The organism is Verrucomicrobiia bacterium (assembly GCA_023953615.1).
Lineage (GTDB): Bacteria > Verrucomicrobiota > Verrucomicrobiia > Limisphaerales > JADLHS01 > JADLHS01.
Genome location: JAMLJH010000002.1, coordinates 542,934 through 569,683, shown reverse-complemented (window position 1 = coordinate 569,683; position 26,750 = coordinate 542,934). Strand labels below are relative to the sequence as shown.

At 56.8% G+C, this 26,750-nt stretch carries 24 protein-coding genes and 2 pseudogenes; 15 read left to right on the top strand and 11 right to left on the bottom strand.

Features of this window, described 5'->3' with window-relative positions:
* Nucleotides 1–18 precede the first annotated feature (18 nt).
* On the top strand, nucleotides 19–1,524 hold the full coding sequence (locus M9920_12775) for a GDSL-type esterase/lipase family protein (GenBank protein ID MCO5053164.1): 1,506 nt from the start codon (nucleotides 19–21) through the stop codon (nucleotides 1,522–1,524).
* Nucleotides 1,525–1,601: 77 nt separating this feature from the next.
* Entirely contained in the window at nucleotides 1,602–3,848 is a 2,247-nt protein-coding gene (locus tag M9920_12770) for a tetratricopeptide repeat protein (GenBank protein ID MCO5053163.1), read from the top strand.
* Nucleotides 3,849–3,868: 20 nt separating this feature from the next.
* On the opposite strand, the gene M9920_12765 is transcribed toward M9920_12770, so the two are convergent.
* From M9920_12765 to M9920_12755, 3 genes are all read right to left on the bottom strand, one after another.
* The gene (locus tag M9920_12765) at nucleotides 3,869–6,163 is read right to left on the bottom strand and encodes a GH92 family glycosyl hydrolase (protein MCO5053162.1); all 2,295 of its coding nucleotides are present in this window, start codon (nucleotides 6,161–6,163) and stop codon (nucleotides 3,869–3,871) included.
* 196 nt (nucleotides 6,164–6,359) lie between these two features.
* On the bottom strand, nucleotides 6,360–6,866 hold the full coding sequence (locus tag M9920_12760) for a hypothetical protein (GenBank protein MCO5053161.1): 507 nt from the start codon (nucleotides 6,864–6,866) through the stop codon (nucleotides 6,360–6,362).
* A 335-nt stretch (nucleotides 6,867–7,201) separates the two neighbouring features.
* The gene (locus M9920_12755; GenBank protein MCO5053160.1) at nucleotides 7,202–7,915 is read right to left on the bottom strand and encodes a hypothetical protein; all 714 of its coding nucleotides are present in this window, start codon (nucleotides 7,913–7,915) and stop codon (nucleotides 7,202–7,204) included.
* Nucleotides 7,916–7,997: 82 nt separating this feature from the next.
* Between M9920_12755 and M9920_12750 the strand changes: the two genes are divergently transcribed.
* From M9920_12750 to M9920_12730, 5 genes are all read left to right on the top strand, one after another.
* Nucleotides 7,998–9,044, top strand: coding sequence for a hypothetical protein (locus M9920_12750; GenBank protein MCO5053159.1), 1,047 nt, complete (start codon nucleotides 7,998–8,000; stop codon nucleotides 9,042–9,044).
* A gap of 251 nt (nucleotides 9,045–9,295) precedes the next feature.
* Nucleotides 9,296–9,544 carry a hypothetical protein gene (locus tag M9920_12745; GenBank protein ID MCO5053158.1) on the top strand — a complete coding sequence of 83 codons (249 nt, stop codon included), beginning with the start codon at nucleotides 9,296–9,298 and terminating at the stop codon, nucleotides 9,542–9,544.
* A gap of 43 nt (nucleotides 9,545–9,587) precedes the next feature.
* The gene (locus M9920_12740; protein MCO5053157.1) at nucleotides 9,588–10,811 is read left to right on the top strand and encodes a hypothetical protein; all 1,224 of its coding nucleotides are present in this window, start codon (nucleotides 9,588–9,590) and stop codon (nucleotides 10,809–10,811) included.
* A 4-nt stretch (nucleotides 10,812–10,815) separates the two neighbouring features.
* Complete coding sequence (locus tag M9920_12735; GenBank protein MCO5053156.1) at nucleotides 10,816–11,172, top strand: hypothetical protein; 357 nt, start codon at nucleotides 10,816–10,818, stop codon at nucleotides 11,170–11,172.
* 173 nt (nucleotides 11,173–11,345) lie between these two features.
* Nucleotides 11,346–12,230 (top strand): hypothetical protein, encoded by an 885-nt coding sequence (locus M9920_12730; GenBank protein MCO5053155.1) that lies wholly within the window; start codon nucleotides 11,346–11,348, stop codon nucleotides 12,228–12,230.
* 10 nt (nucleotides 12,231–12,240) lie between these two features.
* Here M9920_12730 and M9920_12725 read toward each other — a convergent pair whose 3' ends face one another.
* A complete protein-coding gene (locus M9920_12725) occupies nucleotides 12,241–13,512 on the bottom strand; it encodes an outer membrane protein transport protein (protein MCO5053154.1) in 1,272 nt (423 codons plus the stop codon).
* 125 nt (nucleotides 13,513–13,637) lie between these two features.
* Here M9920_12725 and M9920_12720 point away from each other — a divergent pair, with 125 nt between their 5' ends.
* From M9920_12720 to M9920_12695, 6 genes and pseudogenes are all read left to right on the top strand, one after another.
* Nucleotides 13,638–14,720 (top strand): SGNH/GDSL hydrolase family protein, encoded by a 1,083-nt coding sequence (locus M9920_12720; GenBank protein ID MCO5053153.1) that lies wholly within the window; start codon nucleotides 13,638–13,640, stop codon nucleotides 14,718–14,720.
* 434 nt (nucleotides 14,721–15,154) lie between these two features.
* Nucleotides 15,155–17,712 (top strand): annotated as a pseudogene (locus M9920_12715) (hypothetical protein).
* A gap of 174 nt (nucleotides 17,713–17,886) precedes the next feature.
* On the top strand, nucleotides 17,887–18,465 hold the full coding sequence (locus M9920_12710; GenBank protein MCO5053152.1) for a DUF6036 family nucleotidyltransferase: 579 nt from the start codon (nucleotides 17,887–17,889) through the stop codon (nucleotides 18,463–18,465).
* Complete coding sequence (locus tag M9920_12705) at nucleotides 18,462–18,842, top strand: hypothetical protein (protein MCO5053151.1); 381 nt, start codon at nucleotides 18,462–18,464, stop codon at nucleotides 18,840–18,842. The genes M9920_12710 and M9920_12705 overlap by 4 nt, the downstream gene beginning before the upstream one ends.
* Before the next feature lie 17 nt (nucleotides 18,843–18,859).
* Nucleotides 18,860–20,254, top strand: a complete 1,395-nt coding sequence (mpl, locus tag M9920_12700) for a UDP-N-acetylmuramate:L-alanyl-gamma-D-glutamyl-meso-diaminopimelate ligase (protein MCO5053150.1) — start codon at nucleotides 18,860–18,862, stop codon at nucleotides 20,252–20,254.
* Between the two features lie 106 nt (nucleotides 20,255–20,360).
* A pseudogene (locus tag M9920_12695) lies at nucleotides 20,361–20,480 on the top strand (adenosylhomocysteinase).
* A gap of 188 nt (nucleotides 20,481–20,668) precedes the next feature.
* Here M9920_12695 and M9920_12690 read toward each other — a convergent pair.
* Nucleotides 20,669–21,811 carry a site-specific DNA-methyltransferase gene (locus M9920_12690; protein ID MCO5053149.1) on the bottom strand — a complete coding sequence of 381 codons (1,143 nt, stop codon included), beginning with the start codon at nucleotides 21,809–21,811 and terminating at the stop codon, nucleotides 20,669–20,671.
* Between the two features lie 54 nt (nucleotides 21,812–21,865).
* Between M9920_12690 and M9920_12685 the strand changes: the two genes are divergently transcribed.
* Nucleotides 21,866–22,093 carry a helix-turn-helix domain-containing protein gene (locus tag M9920_12685; GenBank protein ID MCO5053148.1) on the top strand — a complete coding sequence of 76 codons (228 nt, stop codon included), beginning with the start codon at nucleotides 21,866–21,868 and terminating at the stop codon, nucleotides 22,091–22,093.
* Nucleotides 22,090–22,581, top strand: coding sequence for a restriction endonuclease (locus M9920_12680; GenBank protein MCO5053147.1), 492 nt, complete (start codon nucleotides 22,090–22,092; stop codon nucleotides 22,579–22,581). The genes M9920_12685 and M9920_12680 overlap by 4 nt, the downstream gene beginning before the upstream one ends.
* A 96-nt stretch (nucleotides 22,582–22,677) precedes the next feature.
* Here M9920_12680 and M9920_12675 read toward each other — a convergent pair whose 3' ends face one another.
* The 6 genes from M9920_12675 to M9920_12650 all read right to left on the bottom strand — a co-directional run bounded on the left by M9920_12675 (nucleotide 22,678) and on the right by M9920_12650 (nucleotide 26,630).
* Entirely contained in the window at nucleotides 22,678–23,070 is a 393-nt protein-coding gene (locus tag M9920_12675; protein ID MCO5053146.1) for a hypothetical protein, read from the bottom strand.
* Nucleotides 23,067–23,642, bottom strand: a complete 576-nt coding sequence (locus M9920_12670; GenBank protein MCO5053145.1) for an HAD-IA family hydrolase — start codon at nucleotides 23,640–23,642, stop codon at nucleotides 23,067–23,069. The genes M9920_12675 and M9920_12670 overlap by 4 nt, the downstream gene beginning before the upstream one ends.
* Nucleotides 23,643–23,658: 16 nt before the next feature.
* Nucleotides 23,659–24,036 carry a four helix bundle protein gene (locus M9920_12665; GenBank protein MCO5053144.1) on the bottom strand — a complete coding sequence of 126 codons (378 nt, stop codon included), beginning with the start codon at nucleotides 24,034–24,036 and terminating at the stop codon, nucleotides 23,659–23,661.
* A 35-nt stretch (nucleotides 24,037–24,071) separates the two neighbouring features.
* The gene (gene prfA, locus M9920_12660; protein ID MCO5053143.1) at nucleotides 24,072–25,151 is read right to left on the bottom strand and encodes a peptide chain release factor 1; all 1,080 of its coding nucleotides are present in this window, start codon (nucleotides 25,149–25,151) and stop codon (nucleotides 24,072–24,074) included.
* Between the two features lie 133 nt (nucleotides 25,152–25,284).
* Nucleotides 25,285–25,530 carry a 50S ribosomal protein L31 gene (gene rpmE / locus M9920_12655; protein MCO5053142.1) on the bottom strand — a complete coding sequence of 82 codons (246 nt, stop codon included), beginning with the start codon at nucleotides 25,528–25,530 and terminating at the stop codon, nucleotides 25,285–25,287.
* A 206-nt stretch (nucleotides 25,531–25,736) separates the two neighbouring features.
* Entirely contained in the window at nucleotides 25,737–26,630 is an 894-nt protein-coding gene (locus M9920_12650; GenBank protein MCO5053141.1) for a hypothetical protein, read from the bottom strand.
* Nucleotides 26,631–26,750 lie beyond the last annotated feature (120 nt).

The window sequence follows — 26,750 nt, the reverse complement described above, 5'->3', positions numbered from 1 at the left end:
AACGCCCAAAATGAGTTCATGCGATTAGCTTGCTTTCGACGACTGGCGGTTTTCCTTTTCTGTGGCCTGCCGCTGAATTTGTTCGCGGCGGAACCGCAGGTCATTCCTCTGTGGCCCGAGGGCGTGCCGAACTTGAAATCCGACGCGGTGGAGGTCCGGGAACAAAACCGCTTCCGCCACGTGCAGATTCCCACGATGACGATGTACGCGCCCGACGTGGCTCAATCCACGGGAGCGGCAATCATCTACGCGCCCGGCGGCGGTTACGTGACGGTGGGTGAAGGCATCCGTGACGCACAATGGTTGAATTCCCTGGGCCTTACGGTATTCGTCCTCAAGTATCGGCTCTCGGACTACGGACATCCCGCGCCGTTGCAAGACATTTTGCGCGCCATTCGGATCGTGCGTTCGCGCGCGGATGAATTTGGCATCATCCCGCAGCGCATCGGCGTGATGGGCAGCTCGGCGGGAGGTCATCTGGCCGCTTGCGCCGCGACTTTATGGGATGCCCCGGAAGGCAAAACCGGGCACGCGTTGGATGCGGTGGACGCCCGCCCCAACTTCGCCGCGCTCATCTATCCGGTCATCACCTTGGAAGATCCATTCGCTCACAAGGGTTCCCGTCAGGCTTTGTTGGGTGACGAACCGACCCCCGCGCAAATCCAAGCGCTCTCTTTGGAGCAGCACGTTCGGCCGAACACGCCACCGGTTTTCCTGGTGGCCACCATGGGCGATACAACCGTGCCCATCGAAAATTCACTGGCGTTCTACGCGGCATTACGCCAAGCCGAAGTGCCGTCGGAACTGCACGCTTACGCGGCGGGCCAACATGGCGCGAGCCACGATCCACGCTATGGCCCCACCGCCGAATGGCCGGAACGCTGCGCCGACTGGATGCGTTTCAATCGCTGGATCGTTCCCGATCAACGCAACTTTAGCATCTGGGATAAAGACATGGCGGGTTTCGCTGCGGAAGATAAAACCAATCCGCCACCCCGGCACGGGATTTTGTTCACCGGCTCTTCGACGATCCGCTTGTGGAGCACCCTCGCGCAGGATTTTCCCGGGTTACCGGTGATTAATCGCGGCTTCGGCGGCTCGGAAATCGTGGATGCCACGCATTTTGCCGAACGCATTATTTTCCCCTACGCACCACGCCAGATCATCTTCCGCTCCGGCGGCAACGACCTGCAAGGCGGCAAAAGCGCCGAGAGCACGTTCAATGATTTCAAGGATTTCGTAACCACCGTGCATACGCGCCTGCCCGAAACGGAAATCGTCTTTATGGCGTGGAACAACAGTCCGAGCCGATGGAATTCCGCCGCCCGGGAACGCGCCTTGAATGAACTGGTCGCCGCCTACGCCAAAACGCAGCCCAAAGTAAAATACCTCGACGTGTTCGATTTTACTTTCGATGCCAACGGACACATCCGCCCCGAACTGTTTCGCAACGACCGCTTACATTTCAACGCGGACGGTTATAAATTGATGGCGGAACAAGTCCGGCCGGTGTTGATGCGATAGAGCCTGGGCCGAAGCGCAGGCCGCGCGGCTCCCCATTTGAATTTTCTTCGGATGGATTCTCTGCCACAGTCTGATGTGTGAAGCGCAAGTCTCGATCCGCAATTCGAGCGGCACCGCCGAAGCAACGTCCAACGCTCCGGAGCGGACGCGAAAAGTGGTATAAGCTCCTCGCGGCCACACTGATTCCCGTTCTGTTGTTGGGCGGATTGGAATTGGCGCTGCGGCTGGCGGGTTACGGCTACACCACCAGTTTTTTTCGTAAAGCGCAAATCGGCGGGCGCGACGTCTGGGTGGCCAACGACGATTTTGGTTTGCGCTTTTTCCCGCGTTCACTCGCACGAGTTCCGGCGCCCACGGTTTTTCCCGCCGTCAAAGACCGCAATACCTTTCGCATCTTCATCCTGGGTGAATCAGCCGCCCTGGGCGATCCTGAACCGGCTTTTGGTTTTGGCCGGTATCTCGAAGTTCTGTTACGGGAGCGTTTCCCGGACCGGCAGTTTGAAGTGATTTGCGCCGCCATGACGGCCATCAATTCCCACGCGCTGCTGCCCATCGCACAAGATTGCGCCCAACGCGACGGCGATCTCTGGATCATTTACATGGGAAACAATGAGGTGGTCGGGCCGTACGGCGCCGCGACGGTCTTCGGCCCCAAAGCGCCCCCGCGATTTCTCATCCGCGCGAGCCTGGTTTTGAAAGCCACTCGAACCGGACAATTACTGGATGCGCTGATTCACCGGGATTGGACCAGTGCCGCTCCGCCGGCCGCCTGGCAAGGCATGCGCATGTTTCTGGAGGCCAAAACCCGACCGGAAGATTCCGGGCGCCGGCGGACCGATGAGAATTTTCGCGCCAATCTCGAAGCCATTTTACGCCTCGCGCGTCAGCGCCAAATTCCAGTACTCCTCTGCACGGTGGCCAGCAACCTGAAGGATTGCGCCCCGTTCGCCTCGCTGCACGCGCCGCAATTCGATGCCGCCCAAAGCGGCAACTGGGAGACGCTTATCCAAGCCGGCGCGAACTTGGAGGCGACCCAAAACTGGAGCGCGGCGTTGGCCCAATACGAAAAAGCGGCGGCGCTCGACGGCGAATACGCCGAACTGCAATTTCGATTGGGGCGCTGTCATTTGGCCTTAAACCAACTGGATGCCGCCCGGAGTTGTTTCGAGCGAGCCAGAAATCTGGATGCGCTGCCGTTCCGCACGACGGCGACGCAAAACGAAATCATCCGGCAAACCGCTACGGCGTTTGCCAATGAGCAGGTCAGTTTGCTGGATGTGGCCCACGAACTCGGCCCCATCCCGGGAGCGGAAATGTTCTACGAGCACGTTCATTTTAACTTTGCCGGCAACGAACGACTGGCCCGGCTCATTGCGGAGTCCGCGCCGCGTTGGCTGACCGCACGCCAGGAGGGGTCCACCGTACCGGATTGGCCGACCCCGGCGGATTGCGAACAACAACTAGCCGTCACCCCGTGGGATCGTTACCGCGTCTTCCAAAATGTGTGGCAACGCGAGCAGCGTCCGCCTTTCACGCAGCAACTCAATCACTCCAACCAACTGGCCAGCCTGGAGCAGGAATTGCAAACTCTCCGATCGCAAATGAATTCCAACGCGCTGCCTGTCGCCCTCGGCACTTACACGCGGACGCTGCAGCGCCGTCCCGATGATTTTTCCATCCGAGGCAACTTCGCCAAACTCTTGGAAGACACTGGCGACCTGACCGCGGCCGCAACGGAATGGCAACAGGTGGGAGCATTATTGCCCTACCACTTCGGCCCCGCTTTTTACCTGGGCAGAGTTTTGGCGCGACTTGGGCGGCTTGAAGAAGCTGAGACTCAATTTCATCGCGCGCTGCAGCTTCGCGCCGATCTCCCGGATGCCCAGGTGGAACTTGGGCGGGTTTTGCTCCGGCAAAATCGGCCCGCCGCCGCGCTCGCACAAATCCAGCCCGCCCTCGCCCAGCAACCGGACAACGCGCGACTGTATCTGGATTTGGCCGAAGCGCAGGCCGCTTTGGGGCAGCGCGAGGTGGCCATGACCAGTCTGCGCCAGGCCATCCAGTTGCGTTCTGATTTCTGGGAGGCGCGCTATCTCTTGGGCGTGGAACTGGCCATGCGCAACGACCTGAGCGGAGCGCGGGAACAATTCGCCGCCGTAATCCGGCTCAAACCCGACCACACGCTGGCCCATTTGAATCTTGGCATTGCGCTGGCGAAGGAGCGGCGGCTGCCCGAAGCGATTGAGCAGTTCCGCCAAACCCTGCGCCTTGACCCTTCAAATCAAGCGGCGGCGCAATACCTGAAGCAACTGCGCGCCAACTGATCTGCTATCGCTCCGGTGCGTCATCGGTTGGCTTGACGCAATGACTCCAGCGCTGAGCCGGGCCGGCTTTCTGGTGACACCGCCCATTTGTAATTCGGAGCGGAGGTCATGTTGAACACCAGTTCGCCACCGCCGGCAATCTGCTCGTGGGTCAGAAATGTTTTTTCAAAAATCGTCCCGTTTAGCGTCGCGCCTTCAATGTAGGGACGCAGCGGGCCATTGCGCTTTGCCGTAACGACGAATTGTTTCCCCTGCGGCAGCGCAATCGTCACGCGATCAAACAACGGACTGCCAATGATATATTCGGTCGTGCCCGGGCAGACGGGATAAAATCCCAGCGCGCTGAACACGTACCACGCCGACATTTGCCCCGTGTCTTCGTCGCCGCAAAAACCGTCCGGAGTCGAATGATACAAACGCGCCAACGCTTCGCGCACCCGCGCCTGTGTCTTCCACGGTTGCCCGGCGTAATTGTAAAGATACAGCATGTGCTGGATCGGCTGGTTGCCGTGCGCGTATTGGCCCATGTTGGCCGCCACCATCTCGGTCATCTCGTGAATCATCGTGCCGTAACTGCCTACGTTCACGTCCGGTGGCGTGTAAAAGACGCCGTCCAGTTTTTTACCGAACGCTTCGTCGCCGCCCAGCAATTGGATCAATCCCGGCACATCATGAAACACGCTCCACGTCCAGTGCCAGGCGTTGCCTTCCGTGAACGGACCGCCCCATTCGGTGGGATCAAACTTTGCGCGCCAGCTTCCGTCCTCATTGCGACCACGCATGAAACCCACCTGCGGATCAAAAACATTCGTGTAATTCATGGCGCTGGTGAGAAACGCCGCCGCGTCGTTCACCTGACCTTGCGCCTGCGCCAACACGGCCGCGCAGAAATCGTCATACGCAAACTCCAGCGTCTTGGCCGTGGCTTCGCGATAGCGCGTCGGCACGTAGCCGTGCTCATGATAGAACGCCGCGCCGTCGCGTCCGATCGAGCGGCAACGCTCGGGGGCCTGCGTGTTGGCGTCATGCACCATCGCGTCCAACGCCGTGCGCGCATCGAAATTCGTGATCCCTTTCACCCACGCATCCGCCAACAGCGAGAAAGCGTGATTGCCGATCATGCAATCCCGGTGGCCGGGGCTGGACCAGGACGGCAGGAAGCCGCTTTGCTGATACGCCGCCACCAAGCTTTGCATGATCTCGGCGCTGATTTCCGGCACGAGCAAATTGTAAAGCGGGTGCGAGGCGCGGAACGTATCCCAGTAACCTGTATCGGTGTACATGAAACCCGCGTGAACTTGTCCATCGTAGGGACTGAAATACACCGGACGCTCTTGCGCGTCCAATTCGTGCATCCGATGCGGAAATAAAAAACTGCGATAAACCGCGCTGTAAAAGGTGCGTTGCTCCTCCTCCGTGCCCCCCGTTACCTGCAAACGCCCCATCAACGCATTCCACGCGGCTTCGGCGCGCTCCCGCACCGCGTCAAAATCCGCCGCGCCAATCTCCCGCGCCAGATTGCGTTCCGCCTGCTCGGGACTGATATAGGACGAAGCCACCTTGCAATTCACCACGCGGTTCGTCCGGGCCTCGAATTGCACAAACGCCCCGACGTGCTGGGCGGTCAACTGCTTTTGACCGGCGCGAACGCCCTCCGGAGTCCACACGCCGAACGCGGTAAACGGACGATCAAATTCAATCACGAAATAATTCGAGAAATTATTCGGCACCCCGCCATTGTTGTTGCGGCAAACTCCAATGATCCGGTTTGCTTCCGGCAAAATGGTGACGCTGGAGCCATTGTTGAATGCGTCCAACACCACGTAGGCGGCGTCCTCGTTTTCGTAAGTGAAACGAAAGCGCGCCGCTCGGTCGGTCGGCGTCACCTCCGCCGTCGCCTGCCAGGTATCCAAACGCACCCGGTAATAACCGGGCTGGGCCAGTTCGGATTCATGGCGGAACTCCGACGCCCGTTCCTCCTCGTTCACCGCCAATTTCCCGGTGACCGGCATCAGGGCGAAATTGGCGTAATCCCCAATCCACGGACTCGGTTGATGCGTCTGGCGGATGCCGCGAATTTTCGATTGCCGGTATTGGTAGAAAAACGAGTCGCGCTGCGGCTGCGTGTACGGCGCCCAGACGTTCATGGGGAACGGCAAGGCAATCGCCGGATAAGTGTTGCCGTGGGAATAACTACCCACCGAATCCGTACCCTGCAACGGATTGGCGAGGTGAACCGGCGACGGTGCCGCCCAACTGCTCCTGCCATTCCAGCCAATCAACAGGGCCAGCGCCAACCAAAAGATCTTCTTCATAACGCGACTAATATCCGCTGCAACTCCAAGCCAATTCAAGATTCAAAATCGCACCTTCAAATCACCACAGGCCGATACCAGACCTGCTCGCCCCAAGGTAGGCGAACACTCCCCTGCCCGCTGCTGACTGACTCCATCGCGTTCCGAACCGCCACGACGACACACTGCGGAGTGATGCGCGCGACCAACCATCGCCCTATTGCCGATAGGCAATCAGCACGATCACGCCGAGCAAAATCAATCCGGCCAGCACGGCGAAGAAAATTTTCACCCAGCTCTTCGGGTAATGGCCGGCAATCGTGCCGGTAAAACCATTGATGACCACTTGAAAGGCTTTCGCGCCGTAATGATAACTCAGCAGCCAGACCGGCACCAGGATGTGCTTGAAGGTTTGCTCCGAATAATTCGCGCTCACGTTCAGGTTGCGATAGGTGTCGCCGGGCACTTGCGCGCCGCAAAGCGCTCGCAACATTTGGTCCATCGCGGCCCGGGCGCGCTGGGCGGCGCTGATCAGGTCAATCTGATACCGCTCCACCACCCAGCCAGAAAGAAATCCCGCGTTGTAGGGAGTGAGTTGCTGCGTGGGGAACGGTTCGATCCGACGGAGCAAATCGGGTTGCACCCCGCGCGAGGCGGGAACGAGTTCGTCATCGAAGAAATGGCGTACGGCACCAGAAGACCATTCCCAGCGGATTTTACGCACCTGCCGACTTTGCCGTTTGCCATTGGCGTCCGTGTAGTACTCCGTTTCGTAATAGTAATAACCGGATTCGGCGGTCCACTGCGCGTGGGCCCGCGCGTCGAACGTCCAATACGGAATACATTTTTGAAATTATTCCCTTGCCGTTCATTCCCTTGCCTTTGATTTCGGATTCTGTCGTGCCGCAGAACGGGCAGACGAGCGATTGCTTAACCGGATTCCATTCTGCCGCTGCCCCGCACGCCGGGTAGGAGAATTTTTGGCGGACAGTTGCCTCTGTATTGGGACGATGATTGGACATTGGAACGGCTCATTCGTGCCGGAAATTTTTGTGTTTTCTATTTTGCCCCTCCTTCAAATAAATCGCTCCTGCTGCCAGCTTGTCCTAGAGGGTACAACTTATACCCGTCCTTAGTTGCCATACTCGTGAACGAAGATGTGTATGAGATTTGGGGAGGGAAAAGCCACTTTCTTGTCGATATTGAGTTTATCGTCACAGTTGCCCACCCGTCTATTAGTTCTCGATCGTAACCAATTACTCCACAGTCAATCCAAACTACATCCCAATTTTCGATTGCTCCGGCTGTGTCTGCCGATGCGTTGTAAAGCGGATGCATCGGATTCATTTTAAATTCAAAAGCGAGCGTCATGTCATTCTGCCCGAAAAACGACGTTGGCTTTGCCGTAATCAACTGGATTTTCCATTGATTCGAGTTGACGTGAGGAAATTGGCCTGTAAACAAGTACCCATACGGGACATCTTGTGGTGCTTGATGCAACAAATTTGTACCCCGCAAGTGTAAGAACGCGTAGCCTTCGATGGTTCTAATCGGCTGATTTTTCGGATCCAAGGCGGCAGCCTTGTCAGCAGCGTTCGAGGCCACTTGTCTTATTGCGAACGATGTTCTTTCCGAGGCGACAGTTTCCCAATATGTAAACGGTAAAGCGAACAGCGATAAAGCAGTTGATCCCCAGATTACGATTAGCCTCACCAATTTGGGACGCTTTTCGCTTTTAGATACATTTTTGTAAGCGGCCCAAGTTTCTTTCAATTACCCACAACTATTTGGTGAAGAATGAAAATTCTTTACGAATAAAATGTACAAATATCGACAGTTGTGGTGGATAATTGGGATGCAAACCAAAACCGCAGCCACCAAGTCAGAGCGAACCACCAACGACTCGACCCACAGCCCCTGGATTGATAATGAAGTGGGAGGCTGCCATTTTAAGGATGTGCGACTTGCCAAGCGGTTCGGCAAACTACTGGGGATGATGTCCGCGGGAATTGGCAAAAGTATCCCTTATGCCTGTCAGGACTGGGCCAACACCAAAGCGGCTTACCGCTTTTTCGCCAACGAGGAGGTGAGCGAGGACCAGATCATGGCGGGTCATTTCCAAGCCACCCGTGGCCGGTTGGCACGGACCGACCAAAAGATTTTGATGCTCCACGACACCTGTGAATTCTCCTTTCAGCGAGCGAAGGACTCGAAGATCGGAATCTTGAGCCGACCTGCCTGCGGCAAGGATAAGGATGGACGCCTGAAACACTTTACCGTACGCGGCATTTTGATGCACAGCAGTCTGGCCGTCACGCTGGATGGACTGCCGCTCGGACTGGCGGCCATCAAGTTCTGGAGCCGCAAACAATTCAAGGGCTGCGATGCCCTGAAAAGGAAGATCAACCCGACCCGGGTGCCCATCGAGGAAAAGGAGAGCTTCCGCTGGTTGGAGAACCTGCGCCAAGCGACGGCGCTGACCAGCGATCCCCGTGACTGTGTGCATATCGGGGATCGGGAGAGCGACATCTTTGAGCTGTTCAGCTTGGCCGACGAGTTGGGAACCAACTTTCTGGTTCGCACCTGTGTGAACCGGTTGGCGGAGGACGCCGGCACTACCGTGGCCGCGGCAATGAAGAAAGCCCCGGTCAAGGGGCGACACCGCATTCAAGGCCAAAACAAACAGGGCGAGTCTTATGAAGCGGACTTGGACATCAAGTATGAGCCGCTTCAGGTGCTTCCACCCAAGGGCAAGTGGAAAAACTATACCGACCTGACCTTAGTCTCAAGCAGAATCTTTGTCGTGTCACCGGTCTCCAGCAGTGCGCTTTCCGGATTATTGCGGAGGGTTGATCCGGTGAAATTTATGACACAAATCGCGCTTGAAAATTCAAGTGGGTGAGCGATGGTGGTCGCAGTTCTTTTTAAGTTTGAGTGTAGGCATCAGAGAGGTTCAGACGAAGGTCTGAATCCAGCAACCTGGCCGGAGAAGCCAAGGTGCTTTTCGCCGTAGCAAACGCAACGGCGGATGTGCGGAAACCCTGTGTTCCCGAAACCTTTCTCCTTGGAAACCTGATGCCGTCGCCTGTAGCGACGGCTTTTTTGTTTCATGGCTGATGTATGCACTCGGAAACCACTAAACAACATACAGCAATGAAACAACCATCCGTTCTCGCTACCCGCCGCGTTCGCGGCAACGCCAACCATCATCTGTGGAACAACCACGGCACATGGTGGTGTCATTTTACCCTTCACCAGCCCGATTTCACCAAGCGTCGCTTGCGCGTCACCCTGGGAACTTCCGATCTAATCGAGGCGCGCGAAATCCGTGATTTTCTTTTCGCGGTGCTGCCCAGTGCCGCGCCCACCGCTTCGATATGTCCCGCTTTGGCCAACGGTTAACCCTCAACCCTAATTGCAGCAAATGACTAATGTTAAACTGCTCATGCGAGCCTCCGAGACCGGCGTCAAAACGAAGTTCGTCACCCGCGAACAACAATTGGCGGAACAAGATCAATCCGCGCAGCCTTATCTGAGGCTGGAAGACCCGCTGTGTCGCTACTTTCTATCCGCCGGAACCACGGAATTGGAATTCCGCAGCGTCGAGATTTTGTTTCCTTTCGTGCGCGAGGCGTCGGTTCTGCAAATACCGCGCCACCTCAAATTGCTCAATGATTGGATGTACCAAGCGTTCTTCTCCGGTTACGACCTGGGAATTCAACATCCCGAACTTCAGTCGGAGGTGCTGCCTGACCACGAGCTGCGACATTCCTTGCAGCGGCTGCAGATACTCCGGGGATTTGCCGGTTGCCCGAGCGCCAGCGGGGCGGCGCTGGAACGAGCTTTCAGTTGCGTGATAGAACAGCAGCAGGGCACGATCCGCCCGGATAGACAAGATGAAAATTTCGCGGTGATGGCGTTGAAATCACTACGCGCCGGTTACGCGGCGGCCACCGTGCGTTTCCTTGATCCCGAATCCGAGGATTTTTATGAAGTCATTCCACCGGATGTCCGCCTGCAGTTCAGCAACCAGCTTTGGCAACACTGTTTGATAGCGCCCGCCGAGGCGGTTGGGGTGAATTTGTACGAGCGGTTGGAGCATCCGTTGGTGCGCTTGACACCCAGAATTTCCTCAAAGCGTCCGACAGAGTGCGCGTTGTTTCAGAACTTTTTACGCGAACAGCTCGGGGCATTCGGAGTGACGAGTGAAAACGAGGTGCGAGCTTCGGACCTGGATTTGATCGAATGGATTACCCACGCGATCAATTACGGCAAGCGCGTGCGACGAGAGCAGCCAAAGTTGTTGGAGCAGATTTTCAGGGAGGCTGAAGGAAAAGAACGACAAGATTTCATCAACGCCATGCGGACCGTGTTGTCGGGTTTGGACGCGGTTCAGCCGCTCACTTTATTGCCCGCATTCAAGCGGTGGCAACGAGACTTCTTCGAGATCGGTGAACCGGGTTTTTATGGCGAAGAGCTGCTGCGCGTGGCGCTGTTCGTCCACTTCGCCATCTGGATTCCGTGGTCGGAATGGCGGCCATCTCGAGTGCGATCCCGAGCCCGGCGCAAGTGTCGGGGGTTGAGGAACGAGAGACAGTTGGAACTGCCCTTGGAAATTTCCCGAACCGAACGTGAATCTGTTAATCGCAACATTCTTTACCGCAATTAAGATCATGAACCTGAAACTTGAAACAAACGCGCGCAATCCGCTGGACCTCGACTTTCATCTGCCGTCCGGCGCAATTCTCATGCTGACCGCTTCCGGTCCGGATGCGGGTTGGCGATTCCGTATTCGACTCACGCCAACGCTGGCGTTACTGGCAGTACCGCAGTTTGGCGGCACGGATATTTGTCTGCGTGCCGGGAGCGACACAGTTCTCTGTCTGCCCTACGAAACACCCGTGGCCGAGCTCATCAAGCGGATGCGCAAACGGGTGCCATCCGGGCGGGAAACGCAGTTCAAGGCTGCCGTTATGGCACTGCAGAGAGAAGTGACCAGATGGCGTTTGGGAAAGGCCAAACGCAGTTAAACAAGATTGAAACCAACTGAAAAATCGAAAGGAAGATCCTTATGAAGAGCAAAAGTCTATGTGAACCGAATGATGTCGCGTCCTCAGTAATTAACTTCATCCATGATCAGCTACAAATAGACGCCGAGTGGAGCGAAAGCCGTCCGCGCGGTTTCTGTTGGTGGGGGCACCGGGTGAAACAAACCGTCTGGAGCGACGAACCGTTGCAGGACCGCGGCTTGGTGGTCACGCGCGTCCACGCCCGCACCGACGTGTTGAAAAAAGTTTCGCTTGATCGGAAGGCGATAAAAACCCTTGCGTTTCGCAACACCGACGCTTCCTTGAGTTCGCTGCAATACGATCCGGTGGAGCAAACCATCAGCCTTTATTGTTCCGCCTGGGTTCACGCGGGAAACGTCCACTGGGTGCAGCCGCTTTTAACGCATGCCGTGGCGTTGCAGGCGGCCTGGGGATCCGTTATTGCCAATGGGCGCATGTCGGGAAGCTTCGGGGGTCAGATTAACGCATCGAAACCTGCCCATGGCCGCGCGCGCCAGAACAAGGACAACATGCTGGACATCATTGCTCAGGTGTATTTTCCGATGGGACTGATACCCCCGAGCGTTACCGGTGCTGACTACGCGCAAGCGTTGGCGTTGGTAAAAAAGCTGAGGTGGATCGGAACGGCGAGTGAAACTGGTTTCACTTGCGAAGTGCCGCCAACCAAACAAGTCGCGGCGACTTGTGAACGGACCGCCTTGATTCAAGTCAGCTCAGCGGAATCCCATCCCCTGCTGGGCAATGGCGTGTTCTTCCGACTGACTCTGCCGGAAAAACTGGACGAAGCGTTGGCCCCCAGAATGGCGATTGAACTGAATCGCGCGGAGATTACCGACGAGACCGGTTGCCATCATCTGGGGGCTTGGGGTGTTGGTCCGGCGGGACTCGCTTGGGTTACTTTTCTGCCGAACGCGGCGCATGGATCAGGTTTGGTTGCCGCGCTGGTGCAGAGTTTGGCCATTCGCGCCAATTGGGCGCGGCAGCGACTGACATCGCTACTGCCAGAGTCACACCAGTAGCGCGACGCGTTCAGAAATGAACGCCCAAGGTCACCAGCACCGCGTGACTCATGAATTTATAGGTGCCATCGGCGGTTTGACCGGTGAACAGGCCGGGTTGGGACGAAGGGGTGCTGCCGGTGACGCGATGCTCCGGACCGTAACCCAGTTGGTAGGTGAAATCGAAATCATATCGGCCTCCGCTGCGCCCGACGCCCAAACTGAAAAAGTGGCGGTCCAGGTCGGCGGCGAGCGGCGAGTAGTAAGTGTCCGGTACGGAGCTTTCGTTGAAGAGATAACCCGCACTGACGCGCCAGCCTTGTTCCAAATAGCGCGTGACGCCAGCGCAATAATTCCAACTGGCCTGCCATGCCATCGAAACCGGAATGTTTTGCTGCACGGGAAACGGCGGTGGCGCTTTTTGACGGAGCAAAATCGTTCCGAGACAACTCCAGTCCGTGTAGTCCGCGTTGATCTCCAGATTCCATTTCGGGGTCGGCCGGAACGAAATCCCGAACGCCACGGTCAGCGGGAATTTGAAGTCGGCTTCGGCATCCAGTCGCGTGGGTTGAATGATCGGTTGCTGTTCAAACTTGGTGTGACCGTTCATCGTGAACGACGTCGGGCTGCGCCAGGTGGCGCCGAGGGAAATTTTTTCATGCACCCGCCAGAGCAAACCCACGTTGTAGCCGAGGCTGAAGTCGTCGCCGCGAAAGAGAAAGTTATTGGCAAACGGGGTCGCGGTGCGCAACAAACCTTGTTCGAGCTGGATGTCGCCGTAATCCACCATCAACCCCGCTCCGAGCGAAAATCCCAACGGCAACTCGACCGCCGCCGCCGGATTGAATCGGAGGTAGGTCAGCTTTGCCTTGGTGCCGACCGAGCGAAAGCCGGTGTCATCCGGCCAGTTTACGCTGGCGCCGTAAGGCGCATAAAGCCCGACGCCCAAGCTCACCGGCACGGAGGCCAGGTTGTGCGCGTAGAAAAATTGCGGTGCCGCCGCGACGTTGTTTTTGAGGTGGTAAGTTTGACCGTGGTTCGGCGCGCCCACCGGCGGTTCGTAGGCGGGATCCAGATACAACCCGTAAATGCCCAAGCGGAAATCGTGCGTCCCGGATTGGGTGAGGCCCGCTGGATTGTAATAAACAGCGGAGGCGTTGTCCGCCGTGGCGACAAACGCTTCACCCCGCGCCGCGGCAAAACCGTCCTGGCTCACCAGACGCATTCCGTTCGCGAGCAGCCAGGACGGCGCGAGCAGTCCGAGGGCGGTCGCGAATAGCATTGCCGATGGCTTGAGTTTCATTCCGGGAAGCCGCTCAAATTGGCTCGGTAATTACACGGCGCACGGGTTGGGAGCAAGAAGGTTCCATGCCGAAACCCGCCGCTTCGTGACTTTACTTTGCGCCGCCGCCGGATAGCTTGGAGAGCATGAGCCGGCTCGTGCAATGGGGACTAGGTGTCTGGCTTCTGGCTTTTAGTCCGACGGCCTTCGGTGGCTCGTTCACCTCGCTTTACGCCTTCGGCGACGGCGTTTGCACCACGACCAATGGACCGGGCGGCGCCTTTTATTATGGAAATCGCTATTGCAACGGTCGGGTGTGGATCGAAGTTTTGAGCGAGCGTTTGGGCCTCGCCTACGACGCGGACAAGAACTGGTCATTCTTCGGGCATTACAGTCCGAATCTCGTCGCCAACTTGAACAACTTTGCCGCGCCGCCCGATGCGGCCACCGCGCTTTTTCTCGTCTGGGTGGCGGACGCGGACTTTGTGTACGCCATTACGCAATACGCGCCCTACACGGCAAACAACCTCGCGACCTGGACCAATGCCATCAACCTCTCGCTCTCCAATCATTGGGTGGCGATTGAGACGCTTTATCAAAAAGGCGCGCGCACGTTGATCCTGCCCAACGCGGCGGATTTAACCCGCGTGCCGTTTTACAACGGGCTCGCGGCGGCGAGCAAAAGTTTCATCCGACAGCGCGTGCTGGATTTTAATCTTCAGTTGGCCGCCTTGATCGAGCAGGCGCAGCAGACCCTGCCGGATTTGCGGATTGTTTCCCCGGATATTTTTCAACTGCTCGAAAATTTTGTGGCCCATCCGGAGGATTATGGTTTGACGGGTGCCCTCGCGAACGGAGAACCCATTGACGCGTTAAGCGATCCGGCCTTGTCGAACAAATCACTGACCGGACCGGGCGCGGACTATCTTTTCTGGGACTATCTCGATCCCTCCGCGCGCGCCCAGGCGGTGATTGCCGATGTCACTCTGCAATTGCTGGCGCCCGCCCGGATTACTGCGCTCGAGTCGCTCGGCGCGAGCAATCAATTGACTTCCGCGAGCCTGCCCATTGGTTTGAGTGGTTGGGTGGAAGCATCTGCGGATCTGGCACATTGGAACTCCGTCGCCTTCCTTGCCTCGACCAGTGATTCCGAGATCATACTCTTGCCGGCGGATCCGCCCGCCCGGTTTTATCGGTTGCGATTTCCGTTTGCGTGGTCCTGGCCGTGAGCTGAAGGGTTTGAGGCAACAGTTACGCCATCCGTTTGTTTTTCGAGCGACAGCAGTTCGCCGGCGCCGCCCGCCAGAATCCGCGCCGCTTCCCGCTTTGCTGCGCGACAAAATCCCCGTGCTTGTCTCGCGTTGCCTCTTTTCGCAAACTTGCCGCGTCCGAATAATAAACTAAAGACCAGAAAACCAATTTAACCAAAATCATTTCGCGTAGCTTCGGCTGCTGTTCATCACGAAACGGACAATTTCGACTCAACGAACGGCGCTTCGCAAAGCACGCCCAATCGGGCGTGCCTGCAAGCGTTTCGTTGAGGGCATGTCCGTGCCTGTGATGGAGCGTGAGTAGGTCACGCCCCTTCTATTTCAGGCACACACATCCCTCTCCGAAACACCGCCATTCTTAACAGGGCTGATTCGCGCGCGAGCGAACAGCCATGCCGATTTCCTGGAACGAAATCCGGCACAACGCGATCAAATTTTCTCGCGATTGGGCCGGCGTCAAAAGCGAGAGTGCGGAGAAACAGACTTTCTGGAACGAATTCTTTCAAGTCTTCGGCATCAAACGTCGCGTCGTCGCCAGCTTCGAGGAATCCGTCAAGAAAATCTCCGGCGACTACGGGCGCATTGACCTCTTCTGGCCGGGCATCATGCTCGTCGAACACAAATCGTTCGGCGAAGATTTGCGCAAGGCTGAGACGCAGGCGTTTCAATACCTCCGCGAACTCGCCGCCGATCCCCGCCGCCGCGACGAAATCCCGCGCTACATCATCGTCTCCGACTTTGCGCGCATCGCCATTCACGATCTGGAGCCGGAGGAACAACGCGACCTGCCGTTGTTCGACCAGAAGCGCGGCACCACGCACACCTTTCCGCTCGCGGAATTTCACAAACACGTCCAGCACTTCGCCTTCATTCCCGGCTACAAGCAACACACGCTTCAAGAGGAAGACCCGGTCAATATCGAAGCCGTCCAGATCATGGGCGAGTTACACGATGCGCTGGAGGCGGGCGGCTACACCGGCCACGATTTGGAACGTTTGGCGCGCACTACACCAGCGAGCGCGACATCCTCAAAGTCATCCGCTCGCTGTTCCTCGACGACCTCCGCGCCGAGTTTGAGCAACGGCAGAAAGACAAATCCACCGGACGCAAGGCGCGCCTCGAAGAATTCCACGCCAAACTCTGCAAGCTCACGTTCTTCGACCCTGCCTGCGGCTGCGGCAACTTCCTCGTCATCGGCTATCGCGAACTGCGCCAGCTTGAACTCGAAACCCTCAAGGAACTCTTCGGCAAACAGACCGAATTCACGCTAGCGGACATCAACAAACTCTCGCAGGTGGACGTGGACCAGTTCTACGGCATCGAGATCGGCGAATGGCCGGCGCGTATCGCCGAAGTCGCGCTGTGGCTAATGGACCATCAGATGAACCTGAAAGTGTCCGAAGCCTTCGGCCAGCTTTACCAGCGCCTGCCGCTCAAAAAATCGCCGCACATCCATTGCGCCAACGCGCTCCGGCTCGACTGGAAAACCGTCCTGCCGCCGGAGAAGTGCAGCTACGTCCTCGGCAATCCACCGTTTGTGGGAGCGAAATTCCAATCCGATGAGCAACGCGCTGAAATGGACGCCATCGCCGGCGATGCGGAGAGCAGCGGGCTGCTTGATTACGTGACCGGCTGGTATTTCAAAGCCGCCGAATACATTCAGAGCACGCGCATCATTGTCGGCTTCGTTTCCACGAATTCCATTTCACAAGGCGAACAAGTCGGCACGCTTTGGAATCATCTGTTTCGGCAATTCAAACTGAAGATTCACTTTGCCCATCGCACTTTTGCGTGGGTCAGCGAAGCGCGCGGCAAGGCGCATGTTCATGTGGTCATCATCGGATTTGCGGCTTTTGATACAACTAACAAGCGTATTTACGACTATGAAGGTAGGGCGGGCAGTCCTCTGCCCGCCGCGAGTGCAGATCACCTCCCGAAACGGCGCGCACGGAGTGACGCGCCCTACCAACCAACGGACACAATCACCGTTTTATCGGCAAAGAACATCAGCCCGTATCTTGTCGAAGGTTCTGACCTCGCCATTACGAATCGCTCGAAACCGATCAGCGATGTTCCCGAAATGGGAATCGGCAACAAGCCGATTGATGGCGGGAACTATCTTTTCACGCCGGAAGAAAAGGCCGACTTTCTGAAAGTCGAGCCCGCCGCCAAGAAATTCTTCCGCCGCTGGATCGGATCGGAAGAATTCATCAACGGGATTGAACGTTGGTGCCTCTGGCTTGGCGACTGTTCACCCACCGAACTTCGCCAGATGCCACACGCTTTGGAACGAGTCGAAAACGTGCGCAAAGTTCGCCTCGCCAGCAAGAGCGCGCCGACACGAAAGCTCGCTGAGACGCCAACGAGATTTCACGTTGAGTATTTCCCGAAGAAAGACTTTTTGGTGATTCCCGAGGTGAGTTCTGAACGTCGGAGATATATTCCGATTGGCTTCATGCGGCCTGACGTGCTCTGTGGAAATAAAGTCAGAATTCTGTGCGACGCGACGCCCTTCCACTTTGGAGTTTTGACTTCAGAAATGCACATGGCTTGGTTGCGCCAAGTCAGCGGGAGGTTGGAATCTCGTTTTCAGTATTCAATCAAACTGGACTACAACAATTTCCCGTGGCCGAACGCGAATGCGGAGCAGCGAGCGCGGGTGGAAGAAAAAGCGCGGGCCGTGCTCGCCGCGCGCGAGAAGTTTATGGAGTGCGGTGACGAGTCACCGCACTCCAAAACCGCCACGCTGGCCGACCTTTACGATCCGCTCGCCATGCCGCCCGAATTACTCAAGGCGCACACGGAACTGGATCGTGCCGTGGAGAAATGCTATCGCCCCGAACCGTTTCACTCGGATCGCGAGCGGGTGGAATTTTTGTTCGCGCGCTACGAAAAACTCACCGCGCCATTGCTACCGGTGGCGCCCAAGGCCAAACGCCGTCGGTCATAAACCGCCAACAACTCCTCCCCAAAATCCACGATTTACTTTACGACTACAAAGGTAGGGCGGGCGGTCCCCGGCCCGCCGCGAACGTGGAGAACCTTCCGGAACGGCGCACGCGGAGTAATGGGCCGTTTCGCAACTGAGGATTGTGAATACTTCCGGCTTTCCTGACTGCGAAATTTGCCTATCGTCTTGCCCGACATGGCTGGTTCGTTGAACACGTTGACCCGCGAGACGATTCTGAAGGCGCTGCAAGCGCTCTCGGATGAGTTGGCGCAGCGTCAGGTCACGGGTGAATTGTGCTTGTTCGGCGGCACGGTCATGGTGCTGGCATTTGCGGCCCGACCTTCCACCAAAGATGTGGACGCGATTTTTCAGCCAACTCAGATGATTCGCGCCGCCGCCCGGCAGATCGCCGCCAGCAATAATCTGCCCGAAACGTGGTTGAATGACGCGGCCAAAGGTTCTGTCTCGGCCCGGCATGAAACCATCACCGGCAGTCTGCCGCAATTTCCCCACCTGCGTTTGACCATGCCCACGCCGGAATATCTGCTGGCGATGAAGTGCATGGCCTCGCGCATCGGCTCGATGGCGGGCGAAGCGGACGACGTAACGGACATTCTCTTTTTGATTCGCCACCTCAAGCTGGCAACGGCGGCGGCAGTCATGGACATCGTCGCGGCGTATTATCCCAAAAACCAGATTCCCGTGAAGGCACAATATCTCGTGGAAGGATTGTTCGCGGAGGGCAAGGTATGATTCCGCAAACGCTGGCTGAAGTGGCGCGACTCACCGCGCACGGGGAATCTTTCGATTTCTCTCTGCGTAATTTTCTGGACGGCTTTTATGCCCATCCGCAGCCGGAAGCGATTGCCACCGCGCCGGCACCACTGGCGGAAAAAATTCCGCAACTTGGCGCAATCGAAGACGCTTATCTAGCCGCCACGGCGGAATGGCTGGCGTGGAAATTCAATCTTCCAGAGCCAGCCTGGGTTCGGGCGGAGCAACGCTTTCTGCGTCGGCCCTGGTTTGCTTCTTCTCTCGATTCCCTGCGAGCGGTGTTGCTGCTGGAAAGTCCGGCCGCGTTTCGGTCGCGCAATCTGTTCGTCAGTGAGAACGCGCTGACCCGGGCCTGAGCGTTTCAATTTCAATTATGTTTGCGGAAATTCAATCAGTTCATTTCGTGGGCATCGGGGGCACGGCGATGGCCGCCACCGCCGCCGCGTTGCAGGAAAAGGGCTATCAGGTCACCGGCTCGGATCAGAACGTTTATCCGCCCATGTCCACGTTCCTGGCCGAGCGTCAGATCGAGGTGGTGAACGGTTATGCGGAGCGCAATCTCGCGCACCAACCCGATCTCGTCGTCATCGGCAACGCCATTTCGCGTGGCAATCCCGAGGCGGAATATGCACTCGATCACAAACTGCGCTTTTGTTCGCTGCCGGATTTGTTGCGCGAGTTTTTCATTCGCGGCAAGCGCTGCCTGGTCGTCAGCGGCACGCACGGCAAAACCACCACGACCTCGTTGCTCGCGTGGGTGTTCGAGCACAATGGCCGCAACCCGAGTTTCCTCATCGGCGGGATTCCGACCAATCTCGGCCAGGGGGCGCGGTTCACAGACAGCGAATGGTTCATCATCGAAGGCGACGAATACGACACCGCGTTCTTCGACAAGCGCAGCAAGTTCATCCATTACCTGCCCGAAGTCGCCATCGTGAACAACCTCGAGTTTGATCACGCGGATATTTTCGAAAGTCTCGCGGCGGTGCAGAAAACATTTTCGCATTTCATCCGGCTCGTCCCGCGCAATGGCCTTTTACTCGGGAACGGTGACGATCCGAATCTCGCGCCGCTGCTCAATGTGAGCTTCTGCCCGGTGAAGCGATTCGGTCTCGGCGAAAACAATGCGGTACGCGCCACCAACATCCGGCTGGGGCCGACGGCGAGCGAGTTTGAAATCCCGAGCGCCAAATTTCACATCAACCTGATCGGCGAACTCAACGTGCGCAACGCGTTGGCGGTGGTCGCCGCCGCCAAACATTGCGGCCTGACCAATAAAGAAATCCAGAGCGCGTTCGACACGTTCAAAGGCATCCGCCGCCGGCTGGAAGTGCGCGGCATCGCCGGGGGGGTGACGGTGATTGACGATTTCGGTCATCATCCGACGGCGATTCGCGAAACGCTCCGCGCGCTGCGGGTGAAGTACGCGAAGGAAAAAATCTGGGCCATCTTCGAGCCGCGCAGCAACACGACGCGTCGCAATGTGTTTCAACACGAACTCGCAGCTTCGTTCGCCGACGCGGACGGCGTCATCATCGCGCAAATTGCGCGTTTGGAATTGCTCCAACCCGAGGAGCGATTGAACCCCGAACAGTTGATGAACGATCTCCGGGCCGGTGGTAAAAACGCCGCTTATCTTGCCAACGCCGAGGCCATCGTGGCGCACGCGGCAACCCAGGTGCAACCGGGCGATGTCGTTTGCGTTTTCAGCAACGGCGGCTTCGATGACATCCATCAAAAACTGCTCGCGCGGTTTGAGCAACGCTAACAGCCACAACGACGTCGTGTGTTGGCCTCGACTGACGCCAGCCCTGATCAACCGCAGCGTCAACAAAACCGGCGCTTTACCGTCCAGCTAATAAACAAATTACGGACGGGGACACCTATGCGTTGAGCGCATCGGCGTGAAATTGACCGAATCTTCGCGGAAACGAGATGATTACCTCGGCGTGCCGGGGAAAGGGCGACACGAGCCTGAGCACTACCGCTACTGAGCGAATTCAATCTGAAGCATGCGAAAGGCGGACGGTTTACCGCTCACCTTTTAAATGCAGATCTTGATTTTACTTTCGAGGCTTGGATAAAAAATCCTTAAATCGCCGTGACAGTATTTTATGCCGTTCAACGTGGCTAAGTTCGTCGTCCGTGCTTCTATACTCCTAACGAATCAACAGATTTGACCTTAACTGCGGGCATTGCCTGATCCTTTCCCTCGAACAGATGAAGCATGCTCGGCTGAATAATTTGCTCGTTGAGTTGAACCAACGGCTGCCTCCGCCAGTACCAACACTCCTTGCGTCGGCGTTGCGGGTTTGTGGACATTGCCGTTGCGCGGCGTGAGTTGCACGACTTGAAAAACGTCGCGCCGCAGATCGGCGATTTTACCAAGGAGAATCGCGTCGTATGCAGTCTTGAGTTCAGCGTTCGTGGCCGCGTCCGAAAAAAAACGGAACGAGGACGAGGCGAGGTAATCTAGGCGTTCGTCGAAGGCGAGCCATTGGCGGCCTTCGCACTCAGCCACCCAGCCGGTCGTGTTCGATCCGGCGAAGATGTCCACCACGAGATCCCCCGGTTCGGTGAGAAAACGGATGAAGAACTCCGGCAGCTTCGCCGGGAAACGGGCGGGGTGACCTTTCACGCCAACCGTCTTGCAGCCGCGCAGGTAGCTGCTATTGGACTCGGAGTTCGGGATTTGCAGAAGATTGGGTGGAATTGCGCCACCATTGTTCTTACCGAAGGCTTTGCCGATGTCGTGGCCGGACGGACGTTTCTTGGGCGTGTAGAAGCCTTCCGGGTCTTCGAGTAGTTTCTTCATCCGGTCGCTGTATTCGGTGAGCACTTTGGACACATTGGCTTTAGGCGAGCGGGTTTTGCCGAACCACCAGACGGTGTTGACAGCGTCTTTCGCGCGGAGTTTGCGTTTGTTGACCCATTCGATGGGACTAGGGAGTTTCGACGGATTGAACCAATAAAAATCCTCCGCGAGGTGGAAATCAAGTTCGTCACAAAAATAAATCGGAACGCGGAAATTGTACAGGCTGCGGGTGGGCCAACCGGATTCATAAGCGCCGCCGAGGTCGAGCACAAAACTACCGTCGTCCTTGAGCTTGCGATGAACGAGTCGAGCGAAATTCGCGAGCCAAGCGACGTATTCTCGCTGCGCTTTGTTCCCATATTCTTTCTCACGCTGGAGGGCGAACGGCGGGCTGGTGAGGACAAGGTTGACGCTGGAATCCGGTAGTGCCGTGAGCAGATCAAGCGAGTCGCCGCAATACGCCGCACCTCGGTTGGTGAGGTAGGCAGGCGTATGTTGGTCCAATATCATGCGCTACTTTAAGGCTGTAGCCGTAAAGTCGTCAACCGCGATAATCTGCCGCCGTTGAAAACCAAACTATCAGCCCGCCACATTTTCGCTGAAAACCTACGTAAGGCAAGACTGACGAAGGGACTGTCTCAGGAGGATTTAGCAGAACTGGCAGATTTGCATCGCACTTATGTCGGTTCGGTCGAGCGAGCGGAACGAAATGTCTCGATTGACAATATGGAGCGGTTAGCCGCAGCGGTGGAAGTGGCGCTGCCCGCGTTGCTACAAAAAGGCAAGTCGTGAAGTCGCACCCCGACAAAGCGGAGTTGGACCGATTGTTTCCTTACATTCGTGAGTACCAAGCCCTCGCTTCCAAGCACGGCATCGGTGACATCTTCCAAGACAACGGCGGAAAGTTGCTGCAGTTGCTATTAATCACCGGACTCCAAGGTCTTGGTAGCCGTGAAGGAAATGATGCTCACGATAGTTACGGGCGTGAATACGAATTGAAGTCGGTTAACACATTATTGACGCAGAGCTTCTCGACGCATCACCACATGAATCCGACGATCCTCTCAAAGTATCGGCAGGTGGATTGGGTGTTTGCCATTTACGAGGGCATTGAGTTGCAGGCAATCTACCGGATGAAACCCGCAAGTCTCGAACCTTACTTCACCAAATGGGAAGCCAAGTGGCACGAGTCGGGCGGAAAGGATATTAACAACCCGAAGATTCCAGTGAAGTTCGTCATTAAACAAGGCAAACTGGTGTACCAAAAATCCAAGGTATGATATGGTTAATTCCCAGACGAATATCGAGGTTGGAGACGGTAAGGATCAAGCCGTCGGTATTTTTCCTCTTCAAAAATCTATTCGTATTTTAGTGCTTCAACTTTCGATCAGGATGTCCCGGTAGGTGTCGGGATTGCCCGGATCGTGCGGCACGGTGCTGAAGGCCATCAAGAGCATCGGTCGCGACCCGATATTTTTCATCGCGTGAGCAACCAACGGCGGCACGGTAAAGCGCATCGCCTGCCCGTCCGGTACGGTCACGTCGCGGATGATTCCCGCCTCACGCAAACGCACGAGCGCCGGTCCCAGCAGCACGAAAATTTCCGTATGCTGGCGGTGAAAGTGATTGCCACGAATGGCCCCGGGAGCGGTGAGCGCCACGTGGCAGTTGCGTTGCGCATGAATTTCCGGCTCGCCAATCGGCTCGATTACCTGGCCGCGCGCGTCGGTGAAGAACGTAACCGGTTCGATGACGACGCTGGAATTCACGGATTCGTTCGATGCCATTGGCGCACATCCACGGCTTCCATGCCGGCGGCGCGGATGGCTTGCAACCCCAACTCCGTATCCTCGTACGCGCGACAGAATTCCGGTTTCACCCCGATGCGCCGGGCGGCTTCCAGAAAAATATCCGGCGCGGGTTTTTGTTTCATCACCATTTCGCTGGTCACGATCGCATCGAACCATTCACGAATCCCCAGGTGCTCGAGCACCTTGCCGACGATGGCCTGCGTTCCGCCGGACGCGACGGCCAGGGGAATTTTACCGTGATGCGTCCGGGCGATTTCAACGACCGCGTGAATGGGTTCCACCTCGGCCATCAACGGCAGATACGCCTCCTCTTTTTCATGCGCCACCGCAATGTGATCCAGCGAGCGGCCTTGTTCCTGGGCAAGCATTTTGAGGATGTCGCGCGAGGGCACGCCGCCGAGTGAATAGAAACGGTCTTCAGGAAAGACCAATCCATGTCGTCGAATCACCATCTGCCACGCGCGCCAGTGCAGCGGCATGGTGTTGGCCAGCGTGCCATCACAATCAAAAATCAATCCTTGGGGAGTCATAAATAGGAGTCAGAATTCAGAAGCCGGAAGTCAGAATTTTTGCCGCGTAGGCTTCAAGCAATTTGCTGACTTCAGCAAGTTGTGAAACCAGTTCGGTTGTGTCGCCGTAATTCAAATCCCGTGCGAGAATAAAATAGTAACGACATTCTTCAAGCGAACCCTGGGCGATATTCAAGAATCGGGCTTTGTCGGCGCGACTCCGCTTCTTGAAGCCTTCCGCAATATTCGCAGGAACGGAAACCGCCGCCCGACGCAGTTGCGAGGTCAGTCCGTAGGTTTCCTTGCGCGGGAAATTCTCAGTGAACCGGTAAGCAGCAAGAACCAATTGATGCGCCTTCCGCCAGACGATAAGTTGCTCAAAACTTCGCGCTGGCGCGCGCTGCTCCGAGGGCATTTCAGCTTCTGGCTTCTGGCTCCTGAATTCAGAATTCATACCCTCAACGCCTTCAACTTTTCCTCCATCTCATTCGTCATGAGCGGAACGATCAGGCCGTCCATGTCGCCGTCAATGAAGTTCGACAAATTATAGAGCGTAATTTCGATGCGATGATCCGTGACGCGGTTCTGCGGAAAATTGTAAGTACGGATTTTCTCGTTGCGCTCGCCCGTGCCCACCTGACTTTTGCGGTCGGCGGCGTACTTGGCGTTTTCCTCGGCAATCTTGCGTTCGAGCAAACGCGAACGCAGTACGGTCATCGCCTTGGCGCGATTCTTGATCTGCGAACGCTCGTCGGCGATGCGCACAATCAGGCCGCTGGCTTTATGGTGGATTTGCACGGCGGAATCGGTGGTGTTCACCCCCTGCCCGCCTTTGCCGGAGGCGCGACACACGCTGACCTCGATATCGTCCGGCTTGATTTCCACGTCCACTTCCTCGGCTTCGGGCAGCACGGCCACCGTGGCGGTGCTGGTGTGAATGCGCCCTTGCGCTTCCGTGGCGGGCACGCGCTGCACGCGATGCACGCCGCTCTCGTGTTTCAACGTCTTGAACACATCCTGACCGCTGATCTGAAAAACAATTTCCTTGAAACCGCCAAGATCGGAAGGGTTGGCATCCATCGTCTCAACCTTCCAACCGCGCGCCTCGGCGTAGCGCGTGTACATCCGATACAAATCAGCGGCGAACAACGCGGACTCCGAACCGCCCGCTCCCGCGCGAATTTCCACGATGGTATTCCGGGAATCCGTCGGCTCGGGCGGCACCAAACCAAACCGCAATTGTTGTCCGAGCTGCTCGGTTTCGGTTTCCAACCGCGCCACCTCTTCCCGGGCCAGTTGCGCCAGCTCGGATTCGGCAGGTTCACTCGCGAGCAGCGCCCGATTCTCCGCGAGATCATTCTGCGCTTTCACATAAGCGACTCCGGCAGTCACCAAATCCTTCAAGCGCGCGTACTCCCGGGTCAGCTCTTGCGCGCGCTGCGGATGATCAAAAAGCGTCGGCTCGCTGAGCGAAGCTTCCACTTCCGCAAAGCGACGACGGAATTTTTCAATATGCGGTTTGAAATCCATTGTTCACCGTGGCGGCGTTCGTGCGAACGCGGGCTGCTGAAATTGATGCGCCACATTCTCATGAATGTCGCCACCAAAAAAGAAACCGCCCGCTGCTTCCGGCGAGGAAAAGCGGGCGGTGGAAGGAAAAGCGCTATTTCTTTTTCTTTTTGCCGGCCTCGAACGCGGCCTGGGCGGCGGCGGTCTTGGCGGCGCGTTGTTGGAACTTGTCCACGCGCCCGGCCGTATCCACAAACTTCTGCTGCCCCGTGTAGAACGGATGGCACACGTTGCAGATGCCGACGATGACCGTGGACTTGGTGGAACGCGTCTTGATCACGTTGCCACAGGCACATCGGATTTCCGCATCCACGTACTTCGGATGAATGTCAACTCTCATAAAGAGCGGACAAAATAGCAGGGCCAAGCCGACTGACAAGAGGGATTTTAAGGGACTTGGGACTGTTCCGAGCGAACCGACCTCCCGGCGATAGTCATCAAGAGAGCGATCCGGCTCAGCATGTCCCGCAGTCTTGATTCAAAACCGCGATGGCCATCCCGCGCCGTAGTCAGCCATTGCGTGACCACGTTTTGTTTCGGCGAGCTTCACGGTCCATTATGGTCAAGCCTGTAGTAAACAGGGCCGAGTGCTTTCTTGGGGAAAACAGTGACCCGGCCAGTTCCAGGAAAAAACGAATCGAGATTGGTGAAGACCACCGGGTTTCGCAAAACGTATTTTGATTCGCGAACATCTAGCTGCAGCAGTTTTTTCGTTGGAAGAAAAAGCTCCACACTCGCTCCGCCAAATTTGACACGATCATCGTACGGCGTCCACCACACGAAGTATATCGGCGCGAAATCCCTTGTTGGCGCATTACCGAGTTTCCCAAGACCACTCCAGTGCGGAGAAACGGCCACCTGCGCCTTACACTCTCGATTCAATCTAGGCACGTCAACGCCAGCAACCGTCAGCCACTGCGTCGCCAACTGAAAGGCGGCATTGGTATCCATTTGCTCCAAAGGTACAAGCGCCTTGTTTAGTTTCAGACAGGTTTGGTCATAGTTAGCCACCACCAGTCCGCTGAATTTGTTGGCTCGGCCAATTTTATAAATGTAGTTTGACGTGTAAACGACTCCCCCTAACACGTTGAATTTATAACTGAAACCAAAGGGCGAGACGCGTACATGGATTACATTGGTTTCCGTGATGGGCAACACTTCATCATCAAACCGCATGTCTTCCGCCACCCGATTAGCCTCCTGCAACACCAATTGGATGGCCGCGCGCTCGTATTCTGGCGTGGTAAACCGGTAATCTAACGAAACCACATTGCCCTCGGAATCAACCCCGCGTGGAACACCCCGCGGCAGTTTGAGACCTTTTGGATCATCCTCACGCAGCGGTTTCATCACGAATGGCTCAGAAGAGGCGCAAGACGTGAGCAAGATCAGCGAGCCGGCGAGGAATAGTGATCGCATCAACATAATGGTTTCCGGCATGCCCCTCGAATCTCTCGACGCAAGCAACGCTCAGGGCACAGTCCGATTCTGCTCGCACCAAAAGGCCGTGTCAACCGGGAGGATGGCCCTTTGTCCGCATTATTGTTTTGCCCCAGGGAA